A 25,105-nucleotide genomic window follows, 5' to 3' on the forward strand; every position below is an offset into this window, starting at 1 on the left:
GGAAGGGCGCATGACCGACTCCATCACCATCGCACTGTCGAAGGGACGCATCCTCGACGAGACCCTGCCGCTATTGAAAGAGGCGGGTATTGAACTGGTCGACGACGTCAAAAAATCCCGGAAACTGGTGTTTCCCACCACGGATCCCGACGTGCGCGTACTGATTCTCCGCGCAACGGATGTGCCTACCTATGTGCAGTATGGCGGCGCGGATCTGGGTGTTACGGGCAAGGATGTGCTGATGGAGCATGGTGGCGAGGGGCTTTATGAGCCGCTGGATCTGAATATCTCCCGGTGTCGGTTGATGACAGCGGGGAAGAAAGACACCAAGGCCCCGGAAGGCCGCCTGCGTGTAGCGACCAAGTTCGTGAACCTGGCGCGTCGTTATTACTCCGCCCAGGGGCGGCAGGCCGATATCATCAAGCTCTATGGCGCTATGGAGCTTGCGCCAATCCTCGGCCTTGCCGATGAGATTGTCGATATCGTGGATACCGGCAATACCCTGAAAGCGAATGGTCTTGAAGCTCGCGAGCTGATTGAGAACATTAGCTCGCGCCTTGTGGTCAACCGTGCCTCGATGAAGATGAAACACGCGGGTATTAACCCCATAATTGAGAAGATGTCTGCTGCTGTGGAGAAACGCCGGCAGGTTTCGGAGTAAGAACGGCTCAGGAAGGGCTTTCCAAAACACGCTCCTTCGGCACATCCATGTGACGCTTGGACTCCGCCATCCATGGCTCCGTACAGTTTTGGAAAGCCCTTCCTGACCCGTCCCCGGGCCTTTTCCGTATTTTCAGGCCAGCAAGACTTTTCAAACCGCGGAGTAACTTCTCCGCACTGCAGGAACGATGAAATGACTGATATCAGCATCAGACGATTGAACGCCTCCCAAAGTGACTTCGACAGTGCGCTGGCCAAGCTGCTGGCCTGGGATGACAGTGTTGATCATCAGGTGAATGAGTCGGTTCGTCATATTCTGCATGAGGTGAAAACCCGTGGTGATGCAGCGGTTCTGGAATTTACCGAGAAGTTTGATCGCCTCAAGGTTGGCTCTGTGGCCGAACTGGAGATTGGGCAGGAGCGACTGCAAAAGGCTCTGGAGACGATTCCCCAGGATCAGCGTGTTGCTTTGGAAAAAGCTGCTGAGCGGGTGAGGGATTATCACGAACGCCAGAATCAGAAGTCCTGGCAATACGAGGATGAAGACGGCACGGTGTTGGGCCAGAAGGTGACGCCGTTGGATCGAGCGGGGCTGTATGTGCCTGGTGGCAAGGCCGCGTATCCGTCGTCGGTTTTGATGAACGCTATTCCGGCGAAAGTTGCTGGCGTGGGTGAGGTTATCATGGTGGTTCCTACACCGGATGGCGTGGTGAACGACATGGTTCTGGCCTCTGCTGCAATTGCGGGCGTGGATCGGGTGTTTTGCGTGGGTGGTGCCCAGGCGGTTGGTGCGCTGGCTTACGGCACAGAGACCATTCCTGCCGTTGATAAAATCGTCGGACCCGGCAATATTTTTGTCGCCACTGCCAAGCGCGAGGTGTTCGGTACCGTCGGCATCGACATGATAGCCGGACCGTCGGAGATCCTGGTGATCTGTGACGGCAAGACCGATCCGGACTGGATCGCGATGGATCTGTTCTCCCAGGCTGAGCACGACGAGCAGGCTCAGTCTATTTTGATCAGCCCGGATGCGGCTTTCCTGGATGCGGTGGAAGCCAGTATCAACAAACTGCTGCCCACTATGGAGCGCGCTGAGATTATCGCCACTTCCATGACTGACAGGGCTGCGCTGATTCACGTGGCGGATCTGTCTGAGGCTGCCAGGGTTTCCAACCGTATTGCGCCGGAGCACCTGGAGCTCTCGGTGGAAGATGCGGAAGGCCTGGTGGAAGACATTCGCCATGCCGGTGCGATCTTTATGGGTCGGTTTACGGCTGAGGCGCTGGGTGACTATTGTGCCGGGCCGAACCACGTGTTGCCGACGTCCGGTACTGCGCGGTTTTCGTCGCCGTTGGGGGTTTATGACTTCCAGAAGCGGTCTTCCATTATCGGGTTTTCTGCAGCGGGTGCGGACCGGATGGGGCGAGTTGCATCGGTTCTTGCCCGGGGCGAGGGGCTTACGGCGCATGCCCGGTCGGCGGAGTATAGGATTAAGTAGTAGGTCGGATTAGGCCCTCCGGGCCGTAATCCGACAAGCAGGTTCTATCGGATTACGCTGCGCTTAATACGACTTACCCGTTGACTGTTGGTTGTCGGATTACGGCCCGCTGGGCCTAATCCGACCTACGGTTTTAGGAGAGTCAGCACGCAAGTTTGTCAGGGCGGCGGGGCTACCCTCCCGGGAATGTAATTGGCCATGGATGGCCAATTTCAAGCGCACATGGATGTGCTCGTAGCGTTTCCCGGGAGGGTAGCCCCGCCGCCCGTTTCCACGGAGTAGACATCAAGATGAGCAAATACTGGAGCCCGTTGGTAAAAGGTCTGACCCCCTATGTACCTGGGGAGCAGCCGAAGATGGCCAATCTGGTGAAGCTGAATACCAATGAGAATCCGTTCGGGCCGTCGCCGAGAGTGGTGGAGGCCATCACCGTTGAGCTTAACGATAACCTGCGGCTTTATCCGGACCCGGAAGGGGAGGCGCTGAAAGGCACTATCGCCAAATACTATGGTGTCCAGAGCGATCAGGTGTTCCTCGGCAACGGCTCTGACGAGGTGCTGGCGCATATTTTTTACGGCCTGTTCCAGCACGGCGAGCCCGTTCTCTACCCGGACATCACCTACAGCTTCTACCCGGTGTACTGCGGCCTCTATAACATTGAAGGCAAAACCATACCGCTGACTGACAGCTTCGAAATCAACCCCGAAGATTACAAACAGCCTAACGGTGGCATCATCTTCCCCAACCCCAATGCCCCCACCGGTCGGTACCTGGCGCTGGACAAGGTTGAAGCCATTGTTGCCGCCAACCCGGATCGCGTTGTGGTTGTGGATGAGGCTTATGTGGATTTCGGCGGCGAAAGCGCCATCAAGCTGGTGGAAAAATACCCCAACCTCCTGGTCAGCCAGACGCTTTCCAAGGCCCGTTCCCTGGCCGGATTGCGGGTCGGCTTTGCGGTGGGTAGCGCCGAACTTATCGAAGCCCTGAATCGGGTCAAGAACAGCTTCAACTCCTACCCGCTGGACCGTCTTGCCCAGGTGGGTGCCATTGCCGCCTTTGAAGACGAAGACTGGTTCCGGGCCACCTGTGAGGGCGTTATCGGCGAGCGGGAATGGGTGACGTCCAAGCTGGAAGCGCTGGGATTCGACGTTTTACCCTCGAAGGCCAATTTCATCTTTGCCCGCCACCCTGATCACGCCGGGGAAGCGCTGGCAAAAGGGTTGCGGGAGCAGGGCGTGATTGTGCGCCACTTCAACAAACCCCGAATCTCCGAGTTTCTGCGTATCACCACCGGCACGGCGGACCAGAACAAACGGTTGATCGAATGCCTCGAAGCGCTGGTCTGACACGACAACTTTCAGGTATTGAATACGGAGAAGGCTATGGCATCACGCAACGAGATCCTCCGCACTCTGAACGAATGGCTCACCCCTGAGAACTTTCAGGACTACTGCCCCAACGGTCTGCAGGTTGAGGGCAGGGAAGCGGTGAATACCATTGTCAGTGGCGTAACCGCCTCACAGGCATTGATTGATGCTGCTGTGGACGCCGGTGCCGACATGATCCTGGTGCACCACGGTTACTTCTGGAAGGGCGAAGATCAGGCCATTCGTGGCATGAAGCGCGAGCGGATCAGGCGCCTGCTGGACAACGACATCAACCTGGTGGCTTACCACCTGCCGCTGGATGACCATCCGGACTATGGCAATAATCGCCAGCTGGCGGATGTGCTGGGTATTCGTAATCCCCGCCCGCTGGGTGGCCTGGTATGGCAGGGCGAGCTGGGCAGTCCAATGTCGCCTGGGGCGTTTGCGGACCTGATTGGCGAGCAGCTGGGCCGTATTCCCCTCTGGGTGGGGGACGGGCCTGCGGAGGTTTCACGGGTTGGCTGGTGCACTGGCGCGGCCCAAGGATTTATCGGCAAGGCGCTGGACGCGCGGCTGGACGCTTATATCAGCGGTGAGATTTCAGAGCCCACCACCCATACGGCCCGGGAATGCGGCATTCACTATTACGCTGCCGGGCATCACGCCACTGAGCGTTATGGTGTCCAGGCCCTGGGGCGGGCGCTGGAGACAACGTTCGGGGTCAGCCACAGGTTTATTGACTGCGACAACCCCGTTTAATGTCCTGCGATCCTCAGGCTTTCTGCTCTTTTTCAGTGAGCCCGAAATCTTCGGCCAGCGTGCCTTTCTCCTTCGGGTCGCTTTTGGGCGCATAGTCCCGGGGTGGCTCTGTGCCCTCATTCTCACCGGAGCCTTCAAGTCGCGCCCGGGCGTTTTCTTTTTCCAGTTCAAGCAGCCAGTCTTCATCGTTGCACAGCCGGTTGGCGCCGCGGGCCATATGCTGGTTCACGTCGCGGTAGGTGTCGTTGAAGCGGCGCAGCAGGTGAGCAGACTCCATGAAGTGCTCATTGACCTGCGCCTGGTAGCGGGTGTACTCATTTCTCAATTCTTCAATCTGCTGCTCAGCCCGGCGCTGACGCAAGGTGGAGCCCTGACCGGAGCGGCCAACCAGTACCCCGATGACAATGCCAACAATCAATGCGGCGATAGCTGCCAGAATCAGGTTTGTCATAAGCTGTGTCGTCCTTTTGATGAATCGGCCATGCCGTTGATAAAGAGTATAACGCCCGAACGCCTCCGCGCACACGAATGACGCGTGCGCCAATCGTCGTATTGCATCGTATCTCTCGCCTGCAGCTCAGGTTCAGGGGCTCCGGACAGTTCCGGAACATGGCGAAAAAAGCCAAAATCGGCCACAATACGCCGCCGTTATGAATGACCATACTTCGGGAAACGCCTTAATGACACCCCAAAAGTGCATCCATATGACCCCATGGGAACGATACCAGCAGGACCTCGAGCGGCCGGAATTCCATAAAGACCCGGCCCAGGAAGACGCAGTGCGCCGTTTGCAGTCACTGTACGACAAACTGGTGACGGCGGAAAGGGAGCGGGAAAAACCCATGGTCAAACTCCGCCTGAAACTGAAAAAGGGCAAGGAAGACCCGGTTAAGGGGCTCTACTTCTGGGGCGGTGTGGGTCGCGGCAAGACCTACCTCATGGATACTTTCTACGAGTCGCTACCGTTTGACCGCAAGATGCGGGTGCACTTTCACCGCTTCATGCAGCGCGTGCACAAGGAACTTAGAAGCCTGAAGGGCAAGAAGAATCCGCTTGAGCTTGTGGCAAAACAGTTTGCCGACGAAGCCCGGGTTATCTGCTTTGATGAGTTTTTTGTCTCGGATATCGGCGATGCCATGATACTGGCCACCCTGATGGATGGCCTGTTCAGCCGTGGTGTCACCCTGGTCTGCACCTCCAATATTGTGCCGGACGGTCTCTATAAGGACGGCCTGCAGCGCGCCCGGTTCCTGCCAGCCATTGAACTGGTCAAGAAACACACCGATGTGGTGAACGTGGATGGTGGCGTGGACTATCGCCTGAGAAGTCTCGAACAGGCAGAACTTTACCATTATCCCCTGGACGACGATGCCGACAAGAGCCTGCAGAAAAGCTACGACAGCCTTGCAGTGGAAGCCGGCAGCCACAGCCTGGAACTTGATATCAATGGCCGCAAGCTCAAGGCGATTAACCACGCAGACGACGTGGTCTGGTTTGACTTCAGAACCCTGTGTGATGGCCCCAGAAGCCAGAACGATTACATCGAACTGGCCCGGGAATTCCATGCCGTGATCATCAGCAACGTGCCGGTTCTGGGAAAGGACAAGGAAGACCAGGCCCGGCGGTTTATCAACATGATCGATGAGTTTTACGACCGCAACGTAAAGGTCATCATTTCCGCCCAAGTCGCCATCACCGACCTGTACGCCGGCGGGCGGCTCGAATTCGAGTTTGAGCGTACCGAATCGCGGTTATTGGAGATGCAGTCGAGGGAATACCTTGAGGCGCCTCATAAAGCCTGATGGATGTCGGATTACGGCTTCGCCTGATCCGAACTACGCAAAATCGAAACGAGCGCCGAACCCGTAGGTCGGATTTACCCGTGAAGGGCACAATGAGCGAAGCGTAATCCGACACCCAAGCAACATATATACGAGAGACTCAAAATGACCACAGACAACGTCGTAATCGTAAGCGGTGTACGCACCCCCATGGGCGGCTTCCAGGGCAGCCTGGCCGCGGTTTCCGCGCCAGAGCTGGGCGCCATCAGCATTGCTGAAGCCATTCGCCGTGCAGGGCTGCAGCCCGCTGACGTGCAGGAAGTCATCATGGGCAACGTACTGCCAGCAGGCCTCAAGCAGGGCCCGGCGCGGCAGGCAATGCGTCAGGCGGGCCTGCCTGACAGCACTGGCGCTACCACCATCAACAAGCTTTGTGGCTCCGGTATGAAAGCCGCGATGTTTGCCCACGATGTGATCAAGGCCGGCAGCAACGACATTATGGTTGCCGGTGGAATGGAGAGCATGTCCAACGCACCTTACCTGTTGTTGAACGCTCGCAAGGGTTATCGCATGGGCCCCGGCGACGCGGCCCAGGACCACATGTTCCTGGACGGCCTGGAAGACGCGGAAACCGGACGCCTCATGGGTGCCTTCGCCCAGGACATGGCGGACAAAAAAGGCTACACCCGCGAGGAGATGGACACCTATGCCATCAATTCCCTCAAGCGAGCCCAGAAAGCCATCACGGAAGGTTTGCTGAAAGAGGAAATCATTCCCGTGACTGTAAAGACCCGCAAGGGTGAGACGGTTGTGGAAGACGACGAACAGCCGTTCAATGCCAACATCGACAAAATCCCGACGTTGCGCCCGGCCTTCAGCAAAGACGGTACAGTGACGGCCGCCAACGCCTCTTCCATCTCCGACGGCGCTTCAGCCCTGGTGCTGATGCGTGAATCCGAAGCTGAAAAGCGCGGTCTCAAGCCGCTGGCGCGTATCGTTGCCCACAGCACCCAGTCCCAGCATCCGTCCGAGTTCACCTGCGCACCGGTGGGTGCCATCGAGACCCTGTTCGGTAAAACCGGCTGGACGAAAGACGATGTGGACCTGTTCGAGATCAACGAAGCCTTCGCCATGGTCGCCATGATGCCGATCCGCGAGCTCGGCCTGGACCCGGAAAAGGTCAACATCCACGGCGGCGCCTGTGCCCAGGGTCACCCTGTGGGCTCCACCGGCTCCCGCCTGCTGGTAACGCTGATGCATTCTCTGAAGCACTACGGCAAGAAGAAGGGTGTGGCAGCGCTTTGTATTGGTGGTGGTGAGGCTACGGCGATGGCCATCGAAATGCTTTGATCCCCGCCCTGCTGTAATCGTAGGTCGGATTAGCGAAGCGTAATCCGACAGAACAGGTGGCGTAATGCTCCCATTGTCGGATTACGCTTCGCTAATCCGACCTACGTTCTTATCCGACCTACCTACACAGCGTCAAAATCCTGTACTCACCCAACTGGTTGCATCCAGAAATGTTGACTATAGTGATTCTGTGCGAGGGAAGCCTGCCGTGGAGAGGGGTGTAATCGTAAAATCATACTTTTGACTGATCAAAGCGTCCGATGGCGTTAGCTATAGTGCCAACATCACGAGCACTGTGCATGAAGCCTCCTAACATCGTGAACACCAATAATCAGAGCAGCGACTCAGAACAACAATGGAGTAGCCTTCCAATGACAAGAAAAACACAGCAATGGCAGCAGTGGACCAAATTGCCGCTGGCCGTAGCAGTTGCCGCCGGAATGTCCGGTCAGGCGGCTGCCTATTCGTTTTATGTGGGGGATGTGGAAGCCTCTTTGAACACCACGCTGTCAGCCGGTGCAACCTGGCGTACCCAGGATAGCGACAGAAGATTGATTGCCCAGGGTAACCTCGGCCCGGAGTACGCGCCCGGTCAGCCGCTGGCAAATATCGGTGCGTCCACCAACAACTACGACGACGGTAACCTCAATTTCGAGAAAGGGGATACGGTTTCCAAGATCGTAAAGGGTAACACTGAGCTATTCCTTAACTACAACGTAGACAGCGATGTGCTGACCCGTGTCGGCGGCTTTATTCGTGGCCGCTATTGGTACGACTTCGAATTGAAAGACGAGAACAGGGCCGTAGATCCCGTTGGCCAGCGCCGCGAACTGAACGAGCAGGCAAAAGACAATGCCTCCGGCGGCGAGTTACTTGATGCCTACGTATTCTCGGACTGGTATTTCGGCAACACGCCCGTCAGCCTGCGTTACGGCAAGCAGGTGCTGAGCTGGGGTGAGAGCACCTTTATTCAGGGTGGTATCAACGTCATCAACCCGGTAGACGTGCAGGCTTTCCGTGCGCCGGGCTCAGAGTTGAAAGACGCGCTCCTGCCCGTTGAAATGTTCTACATGTCCGCCGGTATCACTGAAAACGTCACTGTGGAAACCTTTGTACAGGCAGACTGGGAGCCAGTGCGTCCAGACGACTGTGGCACTTTCTTCTCCACCAACGACTTCGCGGCAGATGGCTGTGGCCCGGTACTGCTGGCCGGCACGCTGCCGGATTCACAGGCACTGGCACAGGGTTTTGTAGCACCACGCCTGGCCGACAAGGAAGCCGATTCCAAGGACCAGTTCGGTGTGGCTGTGCGCTGGTATGTGCCTGCGCTGAATGATTCAGAACTCGGTTTCTACTACATCAAGTACAACAGCCGCCTGCCTTATGTCAGTGGTCTGGTGAACAATCCGTCTTCACCCAGTGGCAGTCAGCAGAACGATCCGAATGAGCCGTTCTCCCAGTTCCCCAGTTATTTCATTGAGTACCCGGAGAACATCAACCTTTACGGCATCAGTATCAACACTACCACCCCGGGCGGCTGGTCTCTGGGTGCTGAATACAGCTTCCGGGATAACGTACCACTGCAGTGGAATGCGTTTGAGCTGATTTTCGGTGGCCTGCAGCAGCGCGGCCCGGACGGCCAGATACTGAGCAAGCTGGAAGCGCAACGTCGTGAAGAAAACCCTGGCGCTAACCTGGCCGGCAAGCCCACTGATGGCTATGATCGGTTCAATGTATCCCAGGCCCAGTTCACGCTGATCAAGTTCTTCGACCAGGTCATGGGCGCAAGCCGCATGTCCCTGATTACGGAATTTGGTGCCACTTATGTGCATGATTTGCCAGACACTGACGAAGCCCGTTATGGCCGTTCTGGCACCTTCGGTATTGGTGAGCTCCCGCTCGATGGTGCGAACTTCACAGGAGATTTCTGTGCGGCTGGTGCAAACATCAACACCAACTACTGCAACAACGAAGGCTTTACCACGTCCTTCTCCTGGGGCTACCGTACCCGCTTGGTATGGAGCTATCTGAACGCGTTTTCCGGTATCAACCTGTCACCGCAGCTGGCCTGGAGCCATGACGTCCAGGGTTACGCACCGCAGCCGGGTGGTAACTTCAATGAGGGTAACAAGGCCATTGGTCTCTCACTGGAGGCTGAGTACCAGAACCGCATAACCGGCAATATCGGTTATACAAACTTTTTCGGTGGCAAACCGTATAACGAGTTAACCGACCGTGATTTTGTGAGTGCGAGCGTGTCCTACTCATTCTGAATCGGCCTGAATTCGTTTAACGAGGTAATATAAATGAAACTGAACAAGAAGCTACTGGCCACTGGCATACTGTCCGCGTCCCTGTTTGCGGGCAATGCCTTCGGCGCAGTTTCCGCAGAGGAAGCGGCCAAGCTGGGTGACTCTCTGACGCCGATGGGCGCAGAGAAAGCTGGCAATGGCGATGAAATCCCGGCGTGGGATGGTGGCCTGACTACATCACCGGCGGGCTACAACGATGATGGCATCTACGTGAATCCGTTCCCGGACGAGAAGCCGCTGTTCACCATCGATCAAAGCAACGTTGATCAGTATGCGGACAATCTGTCTCCGGGTCAGGTTGCCATGATTGAACGCTACGACGATTACAAAATGCCGGTGTATCCTACGCACCGTACGGCTGCCTATCCGGATCACGTGATGGAAGAGACCGTCGAGAACGCAACCACGGTTGAGCTGATCAAGGACGGTAACGGCCTGGGTAATTACCAGACGGCAACGCCATTCCCGATTCCCCAGAACGGCCTTGAAGCCATCTGGAACCACATCACCCGCTATCGGGGTGGTTCCGTTCAGCGTAATGTCGGGCAGGTTACGCCCACAGAAGATGGTGCCTTCAGTGTTGTAAAATTCCAGGACGAACTGACCTGGAAGACCTACCTGGAAGATTACGAGCCAGGGCAGGATCCTAACGTTCTGTTCTATTTCAAGCAGGCGATCACTGCGCCGGCGCGTCTGGCCGGTAACGTTCTGCTGGTCCACGAGACCATTGACCAGGTTGAAGAGCCGCGTCGCGCGTGGGTCTATAACGCCGGTCAACGCCGTGTTCGCCGTGCGCCTCAGGTAGCCTATGATGGTCCGGGTACCGCTGCGGATGGTATGCGTACCTCCGACAACTTCGACATGTTCAACGGCGCACCTGACCGTTACAACTGGGAGTTGATCGGCAAAAAGGAAATGTACATTCCGTACAATTCCTACAAGCTGGTGGATCGTGACCTGACCTACGATGAGATCATCAAGGCCGGCCACATCAACCAGGATCTGACCCGTTACGAGTTGCACCGTGTATGGCATGTACGCGCTACCCTGAAAGATGGCGAGCGCCACATCTACGCACAACGGGACTTCTACATCGATGAGGATTCCTGGCAGGCGACAGTGATTGACCACTATGACGGTCGTGGTGAGCTCTGGCGTGTTGCAGAAGCGCACAGCATGCAGTTCTACGATCAGGTTGTCCCCTGGTACGCCATCGAAACGCTGTATGACTTGCTTTCCGGCCGTTACCTGGTGCTTGGTCTGACCAACGAGGAAACCAATCCGTATGAGTTTGGCGTCGAGCGTCGGTCACGTGATTACACACCTGCTGCCCTGCGTCGTGCGGGCACCCGATAAGTCCTTATCTGCCCGGGAGTGAATCCCGGGCCATAAAAACGGCGGGCCCATGGGCCCGCCGTTTTTGTTCTGCCCCTTCAAACTTTTGCAGCCCACCCCTGATTTGGTTTAACCTCTCCGTACTAATACTAAAGGCGTACCCGATGCAGGTCGCCGTAATAACGACAAGGCAGAGATCACATTTGCCGGACGATGGGCCGCAGGGCCTGCGGATTCCGGATCTTCAACGGGGCAGAGAGTGAAACCATTTGATGATGGCTGTGCGGCCAACGATGAGTTCCAGTCGGCAGTGGGCGGGGCTCATCGTGGCGAGTTGATAAGGGATTTACTGCGTCAGCGGGTGCGGATGCCAGAACCCGTGCCTAACTATCTGAAAAGAGCGGCACTTACGGATAAACTCACGTCGGCTATCAGACCAGGGCGGGTTCTGTTTGTTGAGGCACCGTCAGGTTTTGGCAAATCCCATGCCCTGAGCGCGGCCTTCCGTGAAACCGGTCGCAACCCGGAAACCCTGAGATGGCTGGGGTTGACGGGCCAGGAAAACGACCCCGGCCGGCTGATGGCACTGCTTGATATCGCCTTGACACCCCCTCGCGTTACGCCGCGACCGTCCGGTCAGCAAAAAGCCGCCAGCTACAGCGATGCTCTGGCGATGTTGTTGTCTCACCCTCACTGGAATACGCCAGAAAGCAATAATCGAGAAGGCAACGACCCGGAAGCCGGCAGTGTGCTGGTGATCGACAATATCGGAACTGTCGCCAATCCCGCGGCCATTGCCCTGTTGCAACAACTTGCCGCCAACACACCCGACGGTCTGGCACTGGTACTGGTGTCGAGAAAGCCGCTGCCGTTTGAAACCCATACCTATGAGCTTGAAGGCCGTTTCAACCGGATCGGCACAGAATCTCTGGAGCTGACCCGTTCCGAAACCTTCGAGTTCTTTCAGACTGCCGTAAGCCGTAATCAGCTTACTACCATTGCCGTCGAGCACCTGTATTCACTGACTGAAGGTTGGCTTACGCCGCTGGGACTCTATCAGAGAGAGCTGGAGTCCTCTTCCGAGGCCCGGCTACCGATCCAGGAAACCTTCAGCGTTGAACGTTTTCTCAGGGATGCGGTGCTGGTTCATCTTACGCCGGGGCAGCAGCGTTCCCTGCGGATTATGGCTGAAATGGAAATTGTCTCGGATGAGCTCTTCCTGGCCCTGGCAGACGCCGGTTGTGATCATGCGTTTCGGCCTTCGGCGGCTGCGGAAACCGGTATCCCGCTCCGTCCGCTTCCCGGCAGGGGGCGCTGGTTCCGCCTCAACCCATTGCTGCATGACTGGCTGCAGACGCCTGCGCTGGACGGTTCCCGGGAACGGGCACTCAGAGCCAGTCGCTGGTTCAGTGAGCGGAATCAGTTCCCGGAGGCATTGCGATATGCACTGTTAAGCGGGGATATGGACGAGTCCGTCCGCATTGCCTCGGAAGGTTCAGAGGCGCTGCTGATCGGTCAGGATACCGCATCGCTGCTGCGGCTGCGCCGGTCCTTGCCACCGGGTTTGCTGGAAAAAAGTGCGCGGCTAAAGATCGTATACGGTTGGGTTCATGCCATCGGTGGGCAGTTCGGCCAGGCGCGGCTGTTGATCAGAGATCTGGATGACGGGAATCATCCCGAACTGGTGGGGCGTATCGACGCCCTGAGGGCGTTTATCCTCCGTGGCGAGGGTAGCGTTGATGAAGCTCTGGCAGTGGCGGACCGTGCGCTGCAGGCAGAAGAACTGTCCACCCAGGGCCAGTTGGTCACCCAACTGGTTCGCTCCAGCGCCCTGTGCGCGGCCGGTAACTTCGGCGAGGCCCGGGAAGCCAATCGTATTGCAGCGAGGCTGGCCAGGGAGGCTGGCGATGGCGGTTCGGAAATCCTGGCGGTGTATGCCCACGCGCGGATTGAACTGGGTAAGGGCTCGCTGAAACACGCCGAGCAATTGCTGAGAACCGGCCTGGATACCGCCATGAACGAATCCTCCCGCCCGGCGCGGGTTGGTGAAACCCGGCTCCAGCTTAATCTGGTGATGGTATTGTGGCACCAGGGCAGGGAAGCCGAGGCGGATCGCCTGCTGGTGACCTGCATACGCCATGCGGAACAGACCCGTGACCTGGGCCTGTTGCTGGCCATGGCGCTGCGAGTGCTTATCTGTCGCACACAGAACCGGCTGGATGATGCGTTTTCCTGGATCGGTCGTGCAGAGCGCATCATGCAATCCTGGCAGGTTGACCAGTCGGTGTATGTTCCGGTGCTGGAAGCCCTGAAAATTAGTGGCTGGCTGTCACTGGGGCAGGCGGACACGGCAGCCCAGGCGATGGAACGGCTGACCCCCTGGCGGGAAGTGAACTGTGTGCCGGAAATGTTCCCGATGATGCCGGGTATGCTGAACTGCCTGCAGGCCAGGATTGAACTGGCAAGGGGCGACGACGTAAAGGCTGCAGAAACGGTCAAGGGCATCCGCAACAACAGTGGCGAAACACTGCCGTTCGGGCTGGATATCCATTCGCGATTGCTCGAGAGTGTTGTCAGCTGGCGCCAGAAAGGCCCTGCAGCGGCGCAGAAGATTCTCGCCACTGCGATCAGTATGGCCGGGGATGAGCACTACATCAGCCCGTTTGCCGAGCTCAGGGGCGAGCTCCAGGAGTTGTTGGAAAAAACCTGGCAGCAGTTGCCGGACACCCCCTTCACCGAGTCGGTGGGAAGGCTTTACGGGTTATCGGATATGAAAGAGCAGGTGCCCCTGGCTGAGCCCATCAGCGACCGGGAGCAGGGCGTGCTGGAGCTCATCGCCCAGGGTTTGTCGAACCAGGATATTGCCGACTGCCTGCACATCTCGCTGCATACGGTCAAAACCCATGCCCGCCGTATCAATGCCAAGCTTGAAGTGAAGTCGCGTACCCAGGCGATCGTCCGCGCCCGGGAGCTTGGGCTGCTGTAACGGTCAGGCGGGTTGTTTCAGTTCGTCGATCCGCGCGTCCTTCTCGGCCCACAGGTCACCAACCCAGCGCTGGAAATCAACGCGGATTTCGCGATCATTCTGGTAATCCATGCCCAGGAACCGCTGTGGAATTTCCCTGGTTCGTACATCAATGACAATCTTCCGCACTCGCCCACACAGGTAGTCCCAGATACCGCATTTGCCCTCCGGGTAGACGATGGTTACGTCCAGCATGGTATGCAGGGACTCACCCATCGCCTCCAGCACAAAAGCGGTGCCACCAGCTCGGGGTTTGAGCAGGTTTCTGTAGGGTGAGTTCTGGCTCTTGTGTTTCGCGGGTGTCAGCCGGGTTCCTTCCATGAAATTGAAGATGGTTACCGGGGTATAACGGAATTTTTCACAGGCTGCCCGAGTGGTTTCCACATCCCTGCCTTTCAGTTCCGGGCGGCGGGCGATCTGTTCCTTGGTGTGCCGCTGCATGAACGGGAAGTCCAGCGCCCACCAGGCGATACCCAGAAACGGCACCCAGATCAGCTGCTGTTTCAGGAAAAACTTGAGCAGCGGAATGCGGTTGTTCAGCACATGCTGGATAGCCGGAATGTCGGCCCAGCTCTGGTGGTTACAGGTCACAAAATACCAGTGCTCCCGGCTCAGGTCCCCGACCCCGCGCACGTCCCATTCGATATCATGAAGCACATCGGCCAGCACGTTGTTGAAGCCGATCCATAGCCAGGCAATGCGATTGAGAACGATGGTGCACCCCTTGCGGATGGGGGGAGCCGGAATCACCAGTTTGATAATCGCAAAGATCATCAGGATCGGAAAAAGCCACAGGGTGTTCAGCAGCACAAGCACAATTGCAAGCACACCTTTGACCGGTGCAGGCAAAAAACTGAGCATTGTCAGACGTCTCCGGAATACAGGTATGGGCCATTATCGGGCGGCAGTTTTATCCTTCGCCGCCGGTTGCATCATCCTGACTGTCAGTCAGCAGGGCTTCTTCCTTGCTGGCTGAAGCAAGCTTCAGCAACTGTTGCTGGCTACTGTCCCGGACGCTGCGAAACTTTTCGTCGTAGTAGGTCAGGTTGTTGTAGCGGATCATGCTTCTGATTTCTTTCACGTATTCCTCGCCGCGCTCGGAATAGTCCAGCAGGCCGGCGGCAAGGCTTGAGCCGCTGGCGTCATCCCCGGAGCTGCGAGCCTTGAGGCGAACGTCCCGAAGCATCTGGTAGGCGGGGTGACGATTCAGGTTCTGGATGTAGGAGCGCACCGAGAGATACGGCGATTCGAAATCGGCCACCTCGTGGCTGGCACCCTCAACCCGGCTTTGAGGCACGATGCCGCAGCCTTTCGAGAAGCACCACTGGCCGAACAGGTTATTACCCCGGCGGGCAAAGCGGGAAGTGCCCCAGGCGGATTCATTCGCGGCCTGAGCCATGATCAGTGAAGGTGGAATCACATCCAGGCGGTTCTCCAGGCGCCGGAACATGTCCGCACTGCCGGGTTCTTCGTCCACCCTCAAACGCTCGGCCTGGTTTTTCAGCCAGGTGAGCTCGGACTTGCAGAGCTCGTCCTTGCCGGAAAGACTCTGCAAATAGCCCCGTTCGATCAGAATGCGGGAGTTTGCCAGCACGATACGTGGGTAGAGAAACGAGAAGAATGCCGCTTTCTTTTCAGTGGTATCGCTATAGCTGGAAAAGTCCGGCAGGTCAGCCCTGGACCAGCGGGGCAGGGATGGCAGCTGGGCCAGCGCAACGTCATCGGTTTCATCCCTGTCCCGGTCAAGATCGGGGTCTGGTGTGTGCAACGCTCCCCACAAGCCAAAAATCACCATCGGAAAAACCAGCAACAACGCCCGGATACCAGAAGACATAAAACCTCACGTTACAGTCGATATGGCAGCAATTATAACAGGTTATACGGCCACGTCGCCCGTGTGGTTTGGTGTCGGTCAGTCCGGCAGGCGTGTCGCCATCACCAGGCCTACGACTTCCTCATCCCCGTCCGTGTCGCTCAGTTGCAGGAAGAACTGATCCCGGTCGCCGGTAAAGAACCCGCCCATTGTCAGGGTGCCACCGGTGAAGGTTGCTGTCCCATCATTGTTCGCACTCCAGGTGAGAGATATGTCTTCCGGTACCCGGGCCTGTGGAACGGATACGGTTTCCGCATCTACTTCGTGGGTAACATCCAGTCTCCGGCCCTCAAGGCGGGCGATGCCTGCAGATTCGATGACCAGCAAGGCGTTATCGAAATGGGCCAGCCGGTTGCTGGACTGGGACATGCCCAGGCTTGCACCTTGCACCCGGTAGCTACCGCTTGTGGGTGGCGAAACGTTAGCCTGCTCGGCAGCCACCAGGAGGCCATCGCCGATGGCATTGGTGTCCAGGTTGAAGCCCAGGAGTGTGCCATCCGGCGTGGAAGCACCGATGGCGATGTCGGGCACTTCATCCAGACCCGAGGCGGTGTTCCTGTCCAGATTCAGCCGACCATTGCTGACGATCACGTTGCCTTCGTTGGGGTCGTAAACCCGTGACGGGCGCTCACTGATCACCCAGCTGGCATCGCGGGTTCCGGGGACTACGGTGACGGTTCCGGTATTGTCCCGATTAAGCGTGGTGGTGGTTGCGGTCTGGGTAACGTTCTGGCCATTGATTTGCCAGTTTCCGACTCCGCTCTCCACTACCATGGGCTGGTTCTCGTCGCCCATGCGGGTGGTCAGATAAACCACGTTATAATTCTTGCCGTCCAGAACCGCCTGCCGGTCAAACCCTTCTGCCCGCAGCAGATTCAGTTCAAACACCGACAGGTAGTGGTCCTCCAGGGTGCGTTCCCGTTTCAGCTCACCGCCTTCGGAGCGCAATTCAATGGCCTTCCCCGCTGTGAAATAACCGCTGAGCACCCGGTCAGGCTGGTCAGTGCCGCCGCCTGCATAGGCGTCCAGATGATAGGGGTTGCGGGTCCAGCCGATGATTTCCGAGCTGCCGCGGCCGGTGATGCTCTGGAACAGGGCGCGGCCGGCCAGCAGGCGAATATCATCCTTGAGGGTTGCAGCGCCGGGGGACGAGGAGTGGGTATTCAGTTCCCAGTCGGTGCGGTCGAAAAATGCATTGTCGTTCCGGTGGACCAGTGTTTTTCGGTCATAAGGGATATCGCTGGCCAGGGAGGTAACCTTGATATTGAAGGCATCGAAGGATGTCAGGGTCACGCCGGGATAGACATAGCCGGTGCCATTCTGGTCCGTGACCGTCTCCTCACGCGCGAGACGCACGCCCCATTGGCCGGAGCCGGAAAGGGTTGATTCCCGGAAGGTCTGGCCCAGTTCCACGCCCCAGAACACCGAGTGGTAATCCGCGGAGCTGGCTTCGATCTTGCCCGACGAATCCTCCCCCAGCAGCGCCAGGTCCGCCATGGAAGACACATAGCCGGCAAAGTCTCCCCGTTCTTCCAGTAACGTTAATGCTCCCTGAGCTCCCAGGTTGCCGGGAATATCAATCTCGAAATCGTGTACCTGATCGGCGAGGGTGGACCACACATACTTGTTCAGACACAGGGTGCTGTTGGTGTCATTCACACAGTCCATTATTCGGGAAAATTCACCCGGGGTATACGCGCCCAGCGCATTGGCCACCAGGTATTCCGAGAACGGATTGACCTTGACATCCCGGTCCGCATCGGCAGCCAGGGCCCGCAAGCGGGTGTTGCCGTAGGTGGCCTCGATGATCACGTCGGGGCCCAGGGGCAGGCCATCTTCAAAGGCAATCACAGTGCGCCCGGTGTCTTCCGTGCGGGAGCGGGTGTCGACAGAAGCGAGGTTGCGGAGCGACTGGTCAGTCCGGTAAACGTTGACGGTGTCCGGCTCGACGATCCTGAGGTTACGACGGGTGGGCTCTCCATCCGGTGCCACGGATTCCGGCACCTCCATGGTTACCCTGACCTCATTGCGTTCCAGGCCAGAGGTGTTGCTGGAATCGCCCGTGGTGCCGGAGGTGAAATCGTCGTTGGCATTCTTGGCCGGAGGGAAGCTGTTTTCCCTGTCTCTTGCATCATCGATGGCATCATCACCGCCGCCGCAACCGGTGCTGAGTACCAGTACGGAAGCTGCTGACAAGGCCAAAAGGGCCCGCCCGGTTGTCTGTAAAAAGAGGTTGTCCATACCAGATAAACCATTCCCGAAGCGTGAGCGGGAAGTTTACCAAGTTGGCAAAGGGCAAAGAGTGAGGCAGGGCACGATTTCGGGGGTGTTAACCCCGCCGGTCGGGTAACCGGCGGGGTGAGCTGTCGGGTGGTCAGGGGCGAATCAGAAGAAGATCTTCATGCCAGCCAGAACACCTTCGTCCAGGTTGAGGTCGCCACGGCCCTCAAAGTTGGTATTGAGATAGCGGTAGCCGGCAAAGAGCTCGGCGTTACGAATAACGCGGTAGCTGGCCCGCAGCTCCAGGCTGGTCAGGTCGTCGGAATCACCGAACGACAGAATACTCGGCGCGTAATGAAGCCCGCCGGTAAACGACAGCCCCGGCACGTCGGGAATATTCACAGTGGCAAACCCGCCGAGGGCAACCGCACCGCCGTCCGCAGGATCATCTTCCCAGCCGATGGCGCGCACACCAATGCCGGCGGTGGTAGGCAGGTTGCCAAGCGCCGTACGGCCCTGGGCGTGGAAGTCCACGTTGCCAATATGGCGGCTGCCTTCGTGATAGGTGTAGCCGGTACCGACCTGAATGTCAGAATTGGTGTCGAAAAAGTTGACCTGGCCCTTCACGGAGTCGTTGGTCAGGCTCAGATCCGCGTCGGCAGCGAAGACAGGGGCTGCCGCAAGGGACAGAACGATAAAAGGAATACGGGACGCTTTCATTCTTCTACCTTCTCATTGATTGAATGTAACCGGATCGGGTTTCATTTGGCCGAATGGTAACGGGCTGGCACGGGGGCCTCAACTTAAAACGGGTTAAGGGGCAATTAATACGTGCTGTCAGTGACTGGATGCATCGTCACCCTGGTCGAGGTCGTCCGGTGAGACGTTTTCGGCTGGCACGCGGTATTCTTCGTTGGCCCAGGCGCCGAGATCAATCAGCTTACAGCGTTCTGAGCAGAAAGGGCGAAAAGGATTATTCTCATTCCATTCCACGGATTTCTTACAGGTGGGGCATTCTACGTTCATGGTGACCTTGTATTCACGGTATTGAGGGTATTGAGGGCATTAAGAGCAATCAGGTGGACGCGGACGCCTTGCAGTATTGTTCCAGAACCGCCCGTAGCATTTCAATATTGACAGGCTTGGCAACAAAGGAATCCATGCCGGCCTCGCGGCAGCGCTCCTCGTCCTTCTCCATGGCACTGGCTGTCAAAGCCACCACCGGCACCGGGGTGCGGTTATGGTCTTTCTCCCATCGGCGCAGGCGCCGTGTGGCTTCGAAGCCATCCACCTTGGGCATGATGCAGTCCATAAAAATCAGATCAAAGGGGTGCCACTGCCACAGGCTGGACGCCGCCTCGCCATCATTGGCCGTCATCACATCACAGCCGAGCTTTTCCAGCAGCCGGCGTGTGAGGGTTCGGTTGACCGGGTTGTCCTCCACCAGCAGTACCTTCATGCGGCCACAGGGCAGCTCCTGGCGGCGGGTGTTGTCACTGACAGCCTGCAGGGAAAAACGGGTCAGGAACCGGCGCTCGTCCTTCGCAGCGTCAGCAAACAACTGATGGAGAATCGGCGTCAGGCACGACTCGCGCAGAGACTTGCTCAGAAATGCATCGGCTCCGGCCTGGCGGAAATGTTCCGCGTCGCCCCGTTGGGGGTTGGACGACAGAATCAGTAGCCGGGTATGGCTCCACTCTGGGTTGCTGCGTATCTGGCGGCACAGCAGGTCGCTGTCCATGTCCGGCACAAACCCATCCAGTGCAATGGCATCAAAGGGTTCGTGGTTGTCGGAGGCCAGTCGCAGTGAGGTCAGTGCCTCGCCGGCGGACTTCACCGCTTCGATATCCAGCTCGTGCCGCGACAGCATCTCCAGGGTAATCTTGCGGGACAGTTCATAGGAGTCCACCACCAGAATGCGCTTGCCGCGGATCATGCTGGTATCCGGCCGGCTGCGAGAGGCGCTTTCTGCTGCTACCGGCAATGTCAGCTCCATCCAGAACGTGGAGCCATCCCCGGGTTTACTCTCCAGGTCCAGGGAGCCACTCATCAGGTGAACCAGCTGGCGGCAGATGGTCAGCCCCAGGCCAGCCCCGGGAAGCTGGCGCTGGAACCGCTGGCCCAGCTGAACATAAGGCTCGTACACCAGGGGAATGTCCTCCGGATTGATGCCTACCCCGGTATCTTCCACTGCTATGCGCAGCCGCACGTTGTCATCCCGACGGCCCAGCACTTCAATGCTGATCAGCACATGGCCGGAGTCAGTGAACTTGATGGCGTTGGACGTCAGGTTCAGCAGAATCTGCCGCAACCGCACCGGATCGCCCCTCAGCGCCCAGGGCAGGTTCTCGTCAATGCGCAGTTCCAGCGCCAGCCCTTTTTCACGGGCGCGGGCGCCCAGCATATGTACCAGATCATTCAGGGTATCCCGCAGGTCAAAGGGAATGTCCTCCAGCACCAGTTTGCCGGCTTCCATGCTGGAGATGTCCAGCAGGTCATTGATAATGGACGACAGGCTCTCGGAGGCGTTCAGCAGGGTGTGAACATACTCCCGCTGTTCCTGGTCCAGGGGCGTGTCTGACAGCAGGTTGGCGTAGCCCAGGACCGACTGCAGCGGAATCCGCAGTTCATGGCTGACATTGGCGAGGAACTGGTTCTTGGCGTGGTTGGCCCGCACCGCTTCATCCCGCTCATCCTGGGACTGAATCGACGTCTGGCGCAGTGACCGGGTATCTTCCAGCAACTGCAGGCGCATGGTGTTGAGGGCCTGTTCCAGTTCGCTGAGCTCATCCCCGCGCCTGGGTGGCTTGCGGCGAAGCTGCAGCGGTTCAATCAGCGCATCCAGATTCAGCCGGGAGGCATAATCGGCAATGGTTTCCAGGTGCCGTGACAGGGTAAGCCGCACAATAATCAGCAACCCCAGAGTTCCCAGCATCACGATCATAGACTGGAACAACAGCGTCAGCAGAGCCCGGTCCATCAGCTCGTTATGGACCGTCTCCACCGACGAGGTTACCGTCAATGTGCCCACGGCTTCGGGGTTGTTGAAAGACGCGCGGTTAAAAACCAGAGGGAAGGACTGGCTGATCACCCGGCCATCGGGATAGGTACCGGTGCTGAACTCCTCGCCACTGACGGTGACGACACGGGCGTGCTGGATAGCCGGAATGGCACGCATATCGTCCAGGCTGTTGGCCACCTCGCTGTAGTTCAGCAACCACAGATTATTGCTCATGGCGCCGGACACCAGCTCGGCCGCGCGCACCTGAGTATTGCGCAGATCCTCCGTACGGCGCTCCAGCTCGCCAATCATCTGCACGCCCGTTGCCGCCAGCGATAGAATAAGGCTGAACAACAGAACATAAACCAGCAGCCTGGCAGCCAGTGGCCGTACACCTATTCGTCTGAATAACCGGATCGGAGGCAAGGCACGCGTTCCCTGTGTCGAAAAAACAACCGATCTGCAGTTTAACAGACAGTCAGCACTTCGACACGTTCCTGTGAATCGGCATGGACAAAGCGGAAACGTACATTCAGATCGTACAAATGCGCCCCGTAAATTCGCTCCTCATCCCGCCCCCGACGAAACGACGGCCGCGGGTCATAACTCACCACATCCTCAATCAGCCCCCGCAGATCCGGATACTGCGTCGCCGGCAACCCCGCAAGCTGCTCCTCCGCATCCTCGAGAAACACCACCGGCAACCGCTCCGTCGGCGCTGAATCCGCCCACCCAAGTGACGCCTCCGGCACCGAATCTGAAAACGGCAGGTACGGTTTGATATCCAGAATCGGCGTACCGTCAATCAGATCATGGTCACTGATCCGCAACACCAACCGCCCGTCATCATCCCTGCCCAGCCCCTCATTCCGAACCACCGACAGCCCCAGACTGTTGGGCCGAAACGGCGACCGACTGGCAAACACCCCGATCTTTTTATTACCGCCCAACCGCGGAGGCCGAACCACCGGCCGCCACTCTGCCCGAACCGCTTCATGAAACTGAAACGTCAGCCACAGATGACTCGCCGTCTCCAACCCCCGAAACGCATCCTCCCGGTCAAACGGCGGTTGAATCACCAGGTCGGCATGGGCGAACCGGGTTAATCCCGGCTGGCGGGGCACCCCGAATTTGTCACGGAAACACGAGCGGGTAAGGGCAATGGGAGTAAGTGTTAAAGCCTCAACAGCCGGACGGGAAGGATGGCGGCTCATTACTAATAGGGCCTCTCAATACTGCCAGAAAAATACAACTCGATCCGCAAAATCAACGAAGCCCGATCCTTGAAACTCTCATCCCGGGGAAACTCCAGCGCCGGAATAATCTCCCCAAACAACCAGTCACTGTGCAACCGATACCGGTAGGTCACATCCGTAAACACCGACGTCGTCCGCCATCCCGGCTTACTCTCACCCAGAATCCCCACACGCGGATTCAGAGTAGACCGGTTATTCAGCCGCTTATAAAAATTCGCCGTCTGGGAAAGCTCGAATTTACGCTCATCGTGAACCCACTCAACCTCGGAAGCCACCAGCGTATTCCAGCCATGGCCCAGATCACGACCCGCACCGAACCACGATCGCGTGCCCCAACCGTCCTGGTGGAAATAATACACCCGCTGCTCTACCGCCAGCTTCCAGTCCTCGCCCGGCTGCCAACTCTTCTCGGCTTTCGCCCGCCAGAACGCATCCGGTGGCAGCCGCAACCGAATACCCACATCGTTACTCAGATTGATTGCATCCCCGACACTGGTCAGATAACGAAACGCACCGGTAGCCTCGGTTTCACTGCGCTCATCCGCTGTCAGCTGCCGGCTTCGCCGCCGCTCCGAGAGAGGGATCAGCTCATCGCTCTCACTCTCGATGACCAGCCGCAGCTTTTCCTCAGTGGTCGGAATATCCAGCCGGAACCGCGCCTCCGGATCAAACTGGGCCGGGTCGCCATATTCTGATTCAGTGGCAAATCCCACCCGCAGATAGCTCTCATTATCCGGCAACGACTGATTGCTGCCGGAAAGGGTACGGTCTGCCCATTCCCCCAGAGACTGAACGCGATCACTGTGGCCGCGCTCCTGGGTCAGAACCCAGTTACTGAATCGCAGCCAATAGGAGTCCCTGGGCTCGGCCCAGTATTCGTCCGGGGAAAAGGTAAAAAACGACGGAGGCAGATTTTCAGGGGCCAGCACATTCTGCACTGCAGGGTCAGGAACGGTAAACAGTCGATCCTGTGCCGTTGAGATACCGGGAACCGCTGCAAGCAGGGCAGCACAAACTCGGGAAAAGGTACGGAAAGAACGAACGCTAGCGACCAAAGGCCACCATAAACTGGTTGTGTAACTCGTCAACGCGGTGCTCAACCTCAGAAACGGGCCGGTTATTGTCCACCACCTCATCAGCCTTATGCAGCCGCTGCTCGCGTGGAATCTGTGCATCAATAATTCGCTGAACCTGATCCCTGGCATTGTCGTCCCTGGCTATCGTTCTTTCAATCTGAATATCCACCGGCACATCCACCACAACTACCTTATCGACCAGCTGGTGCTGGTCCGTTTCCAGTAACAACGGCGATACCAGCAACACATAGGGCAGGGCGTAGTCCGAGGGATGTAGCTGCCGAACCAGTTCCTCGCGAATCACCGGGTGCAATAACCCCTCCAGCCAGGCCCGCTCCTCCGGCGCATCAAACACAACCTGCCGCAAAGCCGCCCGATCCAGCCCGCCGTCCGGCAGCAGGATGTCGTGCCCGAAATGCTCCGCAATCTGCTTCAGAGCTGGCGTACCGGGATCCACCACCTCACGGGCAACATCGTCGGCGTCCACCCAGTGTACGCCCAGCGCGCCAAACATGCGCGCAACCGTCGATTTGCCGGAGCCGATTCCGCCTGTGAGCCCCACAACCGCCATTAAACCCCCAAATACCCATACCAGGCCGCCAAAATCTCCGCCCCGAACCAAAGGCAAAGCAACCCCGCCGCCGCCAGATATGGCCCGAACGGAATCGGCACCTCACGCCCGTGCTGGCGGAACACCATCAAACTGATTCCCACAACCGCACCAACAACAGACGACAACAAAATCACCGCCGGCAACAACTGCCATCCGAGCCAGGCGCCCAGCGCCGCCAGCAACTTGAAATCACCATGCCCCATACCTTCTTTGCCAGTCACTAGCTTGAACGCCCAGTACACCGACCAGAGCGACAGATAACCCGCTATGGCACCCCAAAAAGCACTATCGATATCGGTCAGCACACCAAAGTAATTCAGCACCAACCCAAGCCACATCAGCGGCAAGGTTATGCTATCCGGCAACAGCTGGGTATCAAAATCAATCACCGTCAACGCAATCAGCGCCCACACCAGCAACAACGCCCACAACGCCGCCTCAGTCGGCCCCATGACAAAAACCGTCACCACCGAAAACAGCGCCGTCACCGCTTCGATAATTGGATAGCGCGGCGAAATACCGGTTTTACAGGAAGCACACTTGCCGCCCAGCACCAGGTAGCTGATCACCGGAATGTTTTCCCAGGCACGAATTTTGTGGCCACAGGACGGGCAGGTGGAGGCGGGCTTCGAAAGCGTGATCGGCTCTTCCTCCTTTCTCTGCCCTTCAGGAAGCTCCAGAAACTCCTCGCACTGGCAGCGCCAGTCCTGCTGCATCATTTTTGGCAGGCGCAGGATGACCACGTTCAGGAAGCTGCCGATGCAGAGGGAGAAGAAGGTAACTGTGGTGTAGAGGAGCCAGGGGGTGTCGAGGATGGGATCTAGGTTTGGCATTGCTGGTCCGGATTGGGGAAATTTACGAGTGCTTATTGTTGGATTCCAGCTTCGCTTAATCCAACCGACGCTGAAGGGATACTATTGCACCGTAGGTCGAATTAGGCCCAGCGGGCCGTAATCCGACAAACTGTTGTTTGACAAAA

20 protein-coding genes are annotated in these 25,105 nt (G+C 57.8%); 9 read left to right on the forward strand and 11 right to left on the reverse strand.

The genetic code is table 11. The annotated features are described in order from the left end of the window. The first annotated feature begins 10 nt into the window (after positions 1-10). The 4 genes from hisG to QPL94_RS09480 all read left to right on the forward strand — a co-directional run bounded on the left by hisG (position 11) and on the right by QPL94_RS09480 (position 4,284). Complete coding sequence (gene hisG, locus QPL94_RS09465; protein ID WP_285356997.1) at positions 11-661, forward strand: ATP phosphoribosyltransferase; 651 nt, start codon at positions 11-13, stop codon at positions 659-661. 192 nt (positions 662-853) lie between these two features. After that, positions 854-2,158, forward strand: a complete 1,305-nt coding sequence (hisD, locus tag QPL94_RS09470) for a histidinol dehydrogenase (RefSeq protein ID WP_285356998.1) — start codon at positions 854-856, stop codon at positions 2,156-2,158. A gap of 290 nt (positions 2,159-2,448) precedes the next feature. Next, positions 2,449-3,504 (forward strand): histidinol-phosphate transaminase, encoded by a 1,056-nt coding sequence (gene hisC, locus QPL94_RS09475; RefSeq protein ID WP_285356999.1) that lies wholly within the window; start codon positions 2,449-2,451, stop codon positions 3,502-3,504. 36 nt (positions 3,505-3,540) lie between these two features. After that, a complete protein-coding gene (locus QPL94_RS09480) occupies positions 3,541-4,284 on the forward strand; it encodes a Nif3-like dinuclear metal center hexameric protein (RefSeq protein WP_285357001.1) in 744 nt (247 codons plus the stop codon). Positions 4,285-4,297: 13 nt separating this feature from the next. Here the strand turns inward: QPL94_RS09480 and QPL94_RS09485 are convergent, their stop codons facing one another. Then, the gene (locus QPL94_RS09485; protein ID WP_285357002.1) at positions 4,298-4,735 is read right to left on the reverse strand and encodes a Z-ring associated ZapG family protein; all 438 of its coding nucleotides are present in this window, start codon (positions 4,733-4,735) and stop codon (positions 4,298-4,300) included. A 253-nt stretch (positions 4,736-4,988) separates the two neighbouring features. On the opposite strand from QPL94_RS09485, the gene zapE reads away from it, so the two are divergent. The 5 genes from zapE to QPL94_RS09510 all read left to right on the forward strand — a co-directional run bounded on the left by zapE (position 4,989) and on the right by QPL94_RS09510 (position 14,048). Further along, entirely contained in the window at positions 4,989-6,086 is a 1,098-nt protein-coding gene (gene zapE, locus QPL94_RS09490; RefSeq protein ID WP_285357889.1) for a cell division protein ZapE, read from the forward strand. Positions 6,087-6,230: 144 nt separating this feature from the next. Beyond that, positions 6,231-7,415 carry a thiolase family protein gene (locus tag QPL94_RS09495; RefSeq protein WP_285357003.1) on the forward strand — a complete coding sequence of 395 codons (1,185 nt, stop codon included), beginning with the start codon at positions 6,231-6,233 and terminating at the stop codon, positions 7,413-7,415. Positions 7,416-7,786: 371 nt separating this feature from the next. Then, on the forward strand, positions 7,787-9,688 hold the full coding sequence (locus QPL94_RS09500; protein WP_285357004.1) for a DUF1302 domain-containing protein: 1,902 nt from the start codon (positions 7,787-7,789) through the stop codon (positions 9,686-9,688). A 33-nt stretch (positions 9,689-9,721) separates the two neighbouring features. Beyond that, entirely contained in the window at positions 9,722-11,083 is a 1,362-nt protein-coding gene (locus QPL94_RS09505; protein WP_285357005.1) for a DUF1329 domain-containing protein, read from the forward strand. Between the two features lie 238 nt (positions 11,084-11,321). Further along, on the forward strand, positions 11,322-14,048 hold the full coding sequence (locus tag QPL94_RS09510) for a LuxR C-terminal-related transcriptional regulator (RefSeq protein ID WP_285357006.1): 2,727 nt from the start codon (positions 11,322-11,324) through the stop codon (positions 14,046-14,048). Positions 14,049-14,051: 3 nt separating this feature from the next. Here QPL94_RS09510 and yihG read toward each other — a convergent pair whose 3' ends face one another. The 10 genes from yihG to QPL94_RS09560 form a co-directional block, all read right to left on the reverse strand. After that, complete coding sequence (gene yihG, locus QPL94_RS09515; protein WP_285357007.1) at positions 14,052-14,948, reverse strand: 1-acylglycerol-3-phosphate O-acyltransferase, YihG family; 897 nt, start codon at positions 14,946-14,948, stop codon at positions 14,052-14,054. A 49-nt stretch (positions 14,949-14,997) separates the two neighbouring features. Continuing rightward, a complete protein-coding gene (locus QPL94_RS09520) occupies positions 14,998-15,921 on the reverse strand; it encodes a glucosaminidase domain-containing protein (RefSeq protein ID WP_285357008.1) in 924 nt (307 codons plus the stop codon). Positions 15,922-15,999: 78 nt separating this feature from the next. Beyond that, the gene (locus tag QPL94_RS09525) at positions 16,000-18,156 is read right to left on the reverse strand and encodes a hypothetical protein (protein WP_285357009.1); all 2,157 of its coding nucleotides are present in this window, start codon (positions 18,154-18,156) and stop codon (positions 16,000-16,002) included. A 189-nt stretch (positions 18,157-18,345) separates the two neighbouring features. Next, on the reverse strand, positions 18,346-18,900 hold the full coding sequence (locus QPL94_RS09530; protein ID WP_137435091.1) for a YfaZ family outer membrane protein: 555 nt from the start codon (positions 18,898-18,900) through the stop codon (positions 18,346-18,348). Positions 18,901-19,017: 117 nt separating this feature from the next. Then, positions 19,018-19,206, reverse strand: coding sequence for a DNA gyrase inhibitor YacG (yacG, locus tag QPL94_RS09535; protein WP_285357010.1), 189 nt, complete (start codon positions 19,204-19,206; stop codon positions 19,018-19,020). 49 nt (positions 19,207-19,255) lie between these two features. Further along, entirely contained in the window at positions 19,256-21,607 is a 2,352-nt protein-coding gene (locus QPL94_RS09540) for a hybrid sensor histidine kinase/response regulator (RefSeq protein WP_285357012.1), read from the reverse strand. A 41-nt stretch (positions 21,608-21,648) separates the two neighbouring features. Next, positions 21,649-22,395: a tRNA (N6-threonylcarbamoyladenosine(37)-N6)-methyltransferase TrmO gene (gene tsaA, locus QPL94_RS09545; RefSeq protein WP_285357013.1), complete on the reverse strand. Its 747-nt coding sequence runs from the start codon at positions 22,393-22,395 to the stop codon at positions 21,649-21,651. A gap of 2 nt (positions 22,396-22,397) precedes the next feature. Further along, positions 22,398-23,366, reverse strand: coding sequence for a hypothetical protein (locus QPL94_RS09550; RefSeq protein WP_285357014.1), 969 nt, complete (start codon positions 23,364-23,366; stop codon positions 22,398-22,400). Positions 23,367-23,481: 115 nt separating this feature from the next. Continuing rightward, positions 23,482-24,084 (reverse strand): dephospho-CoA kinase, encoded by a 603-nt coding sequence (coaE, locus tag QPL94_RS09555; protein WP_285357016.1) that lies wholly within the window; start codon positions 24,082-24,084, stop codon positions 23,482-23,484. Beyond that, positions 24,084-24,959, reverse strand: coding sequence for a prepilin peptidase (locus tag QPL94_RS09560; protein ID WP_285357018.1), 876 nt, complete (start codon positions 24,957-24,959; stop codon positions 24,084-24,086). Before QPL94_RS09560 ends, coaE begins: the two co-directional genes overlap by 1 nt. Positions 24,960-25,105: the final 146 nt, after the last annotated feature.

This window comes from Marinobacter sp. SS13-12 (assembly GCF_030227115.1).
Lineage (GTDB): Bacteria > Pseudomonadota > Gammaproteobacteria > Pseudomonadales > Oleiphilaceae > Marinobacter.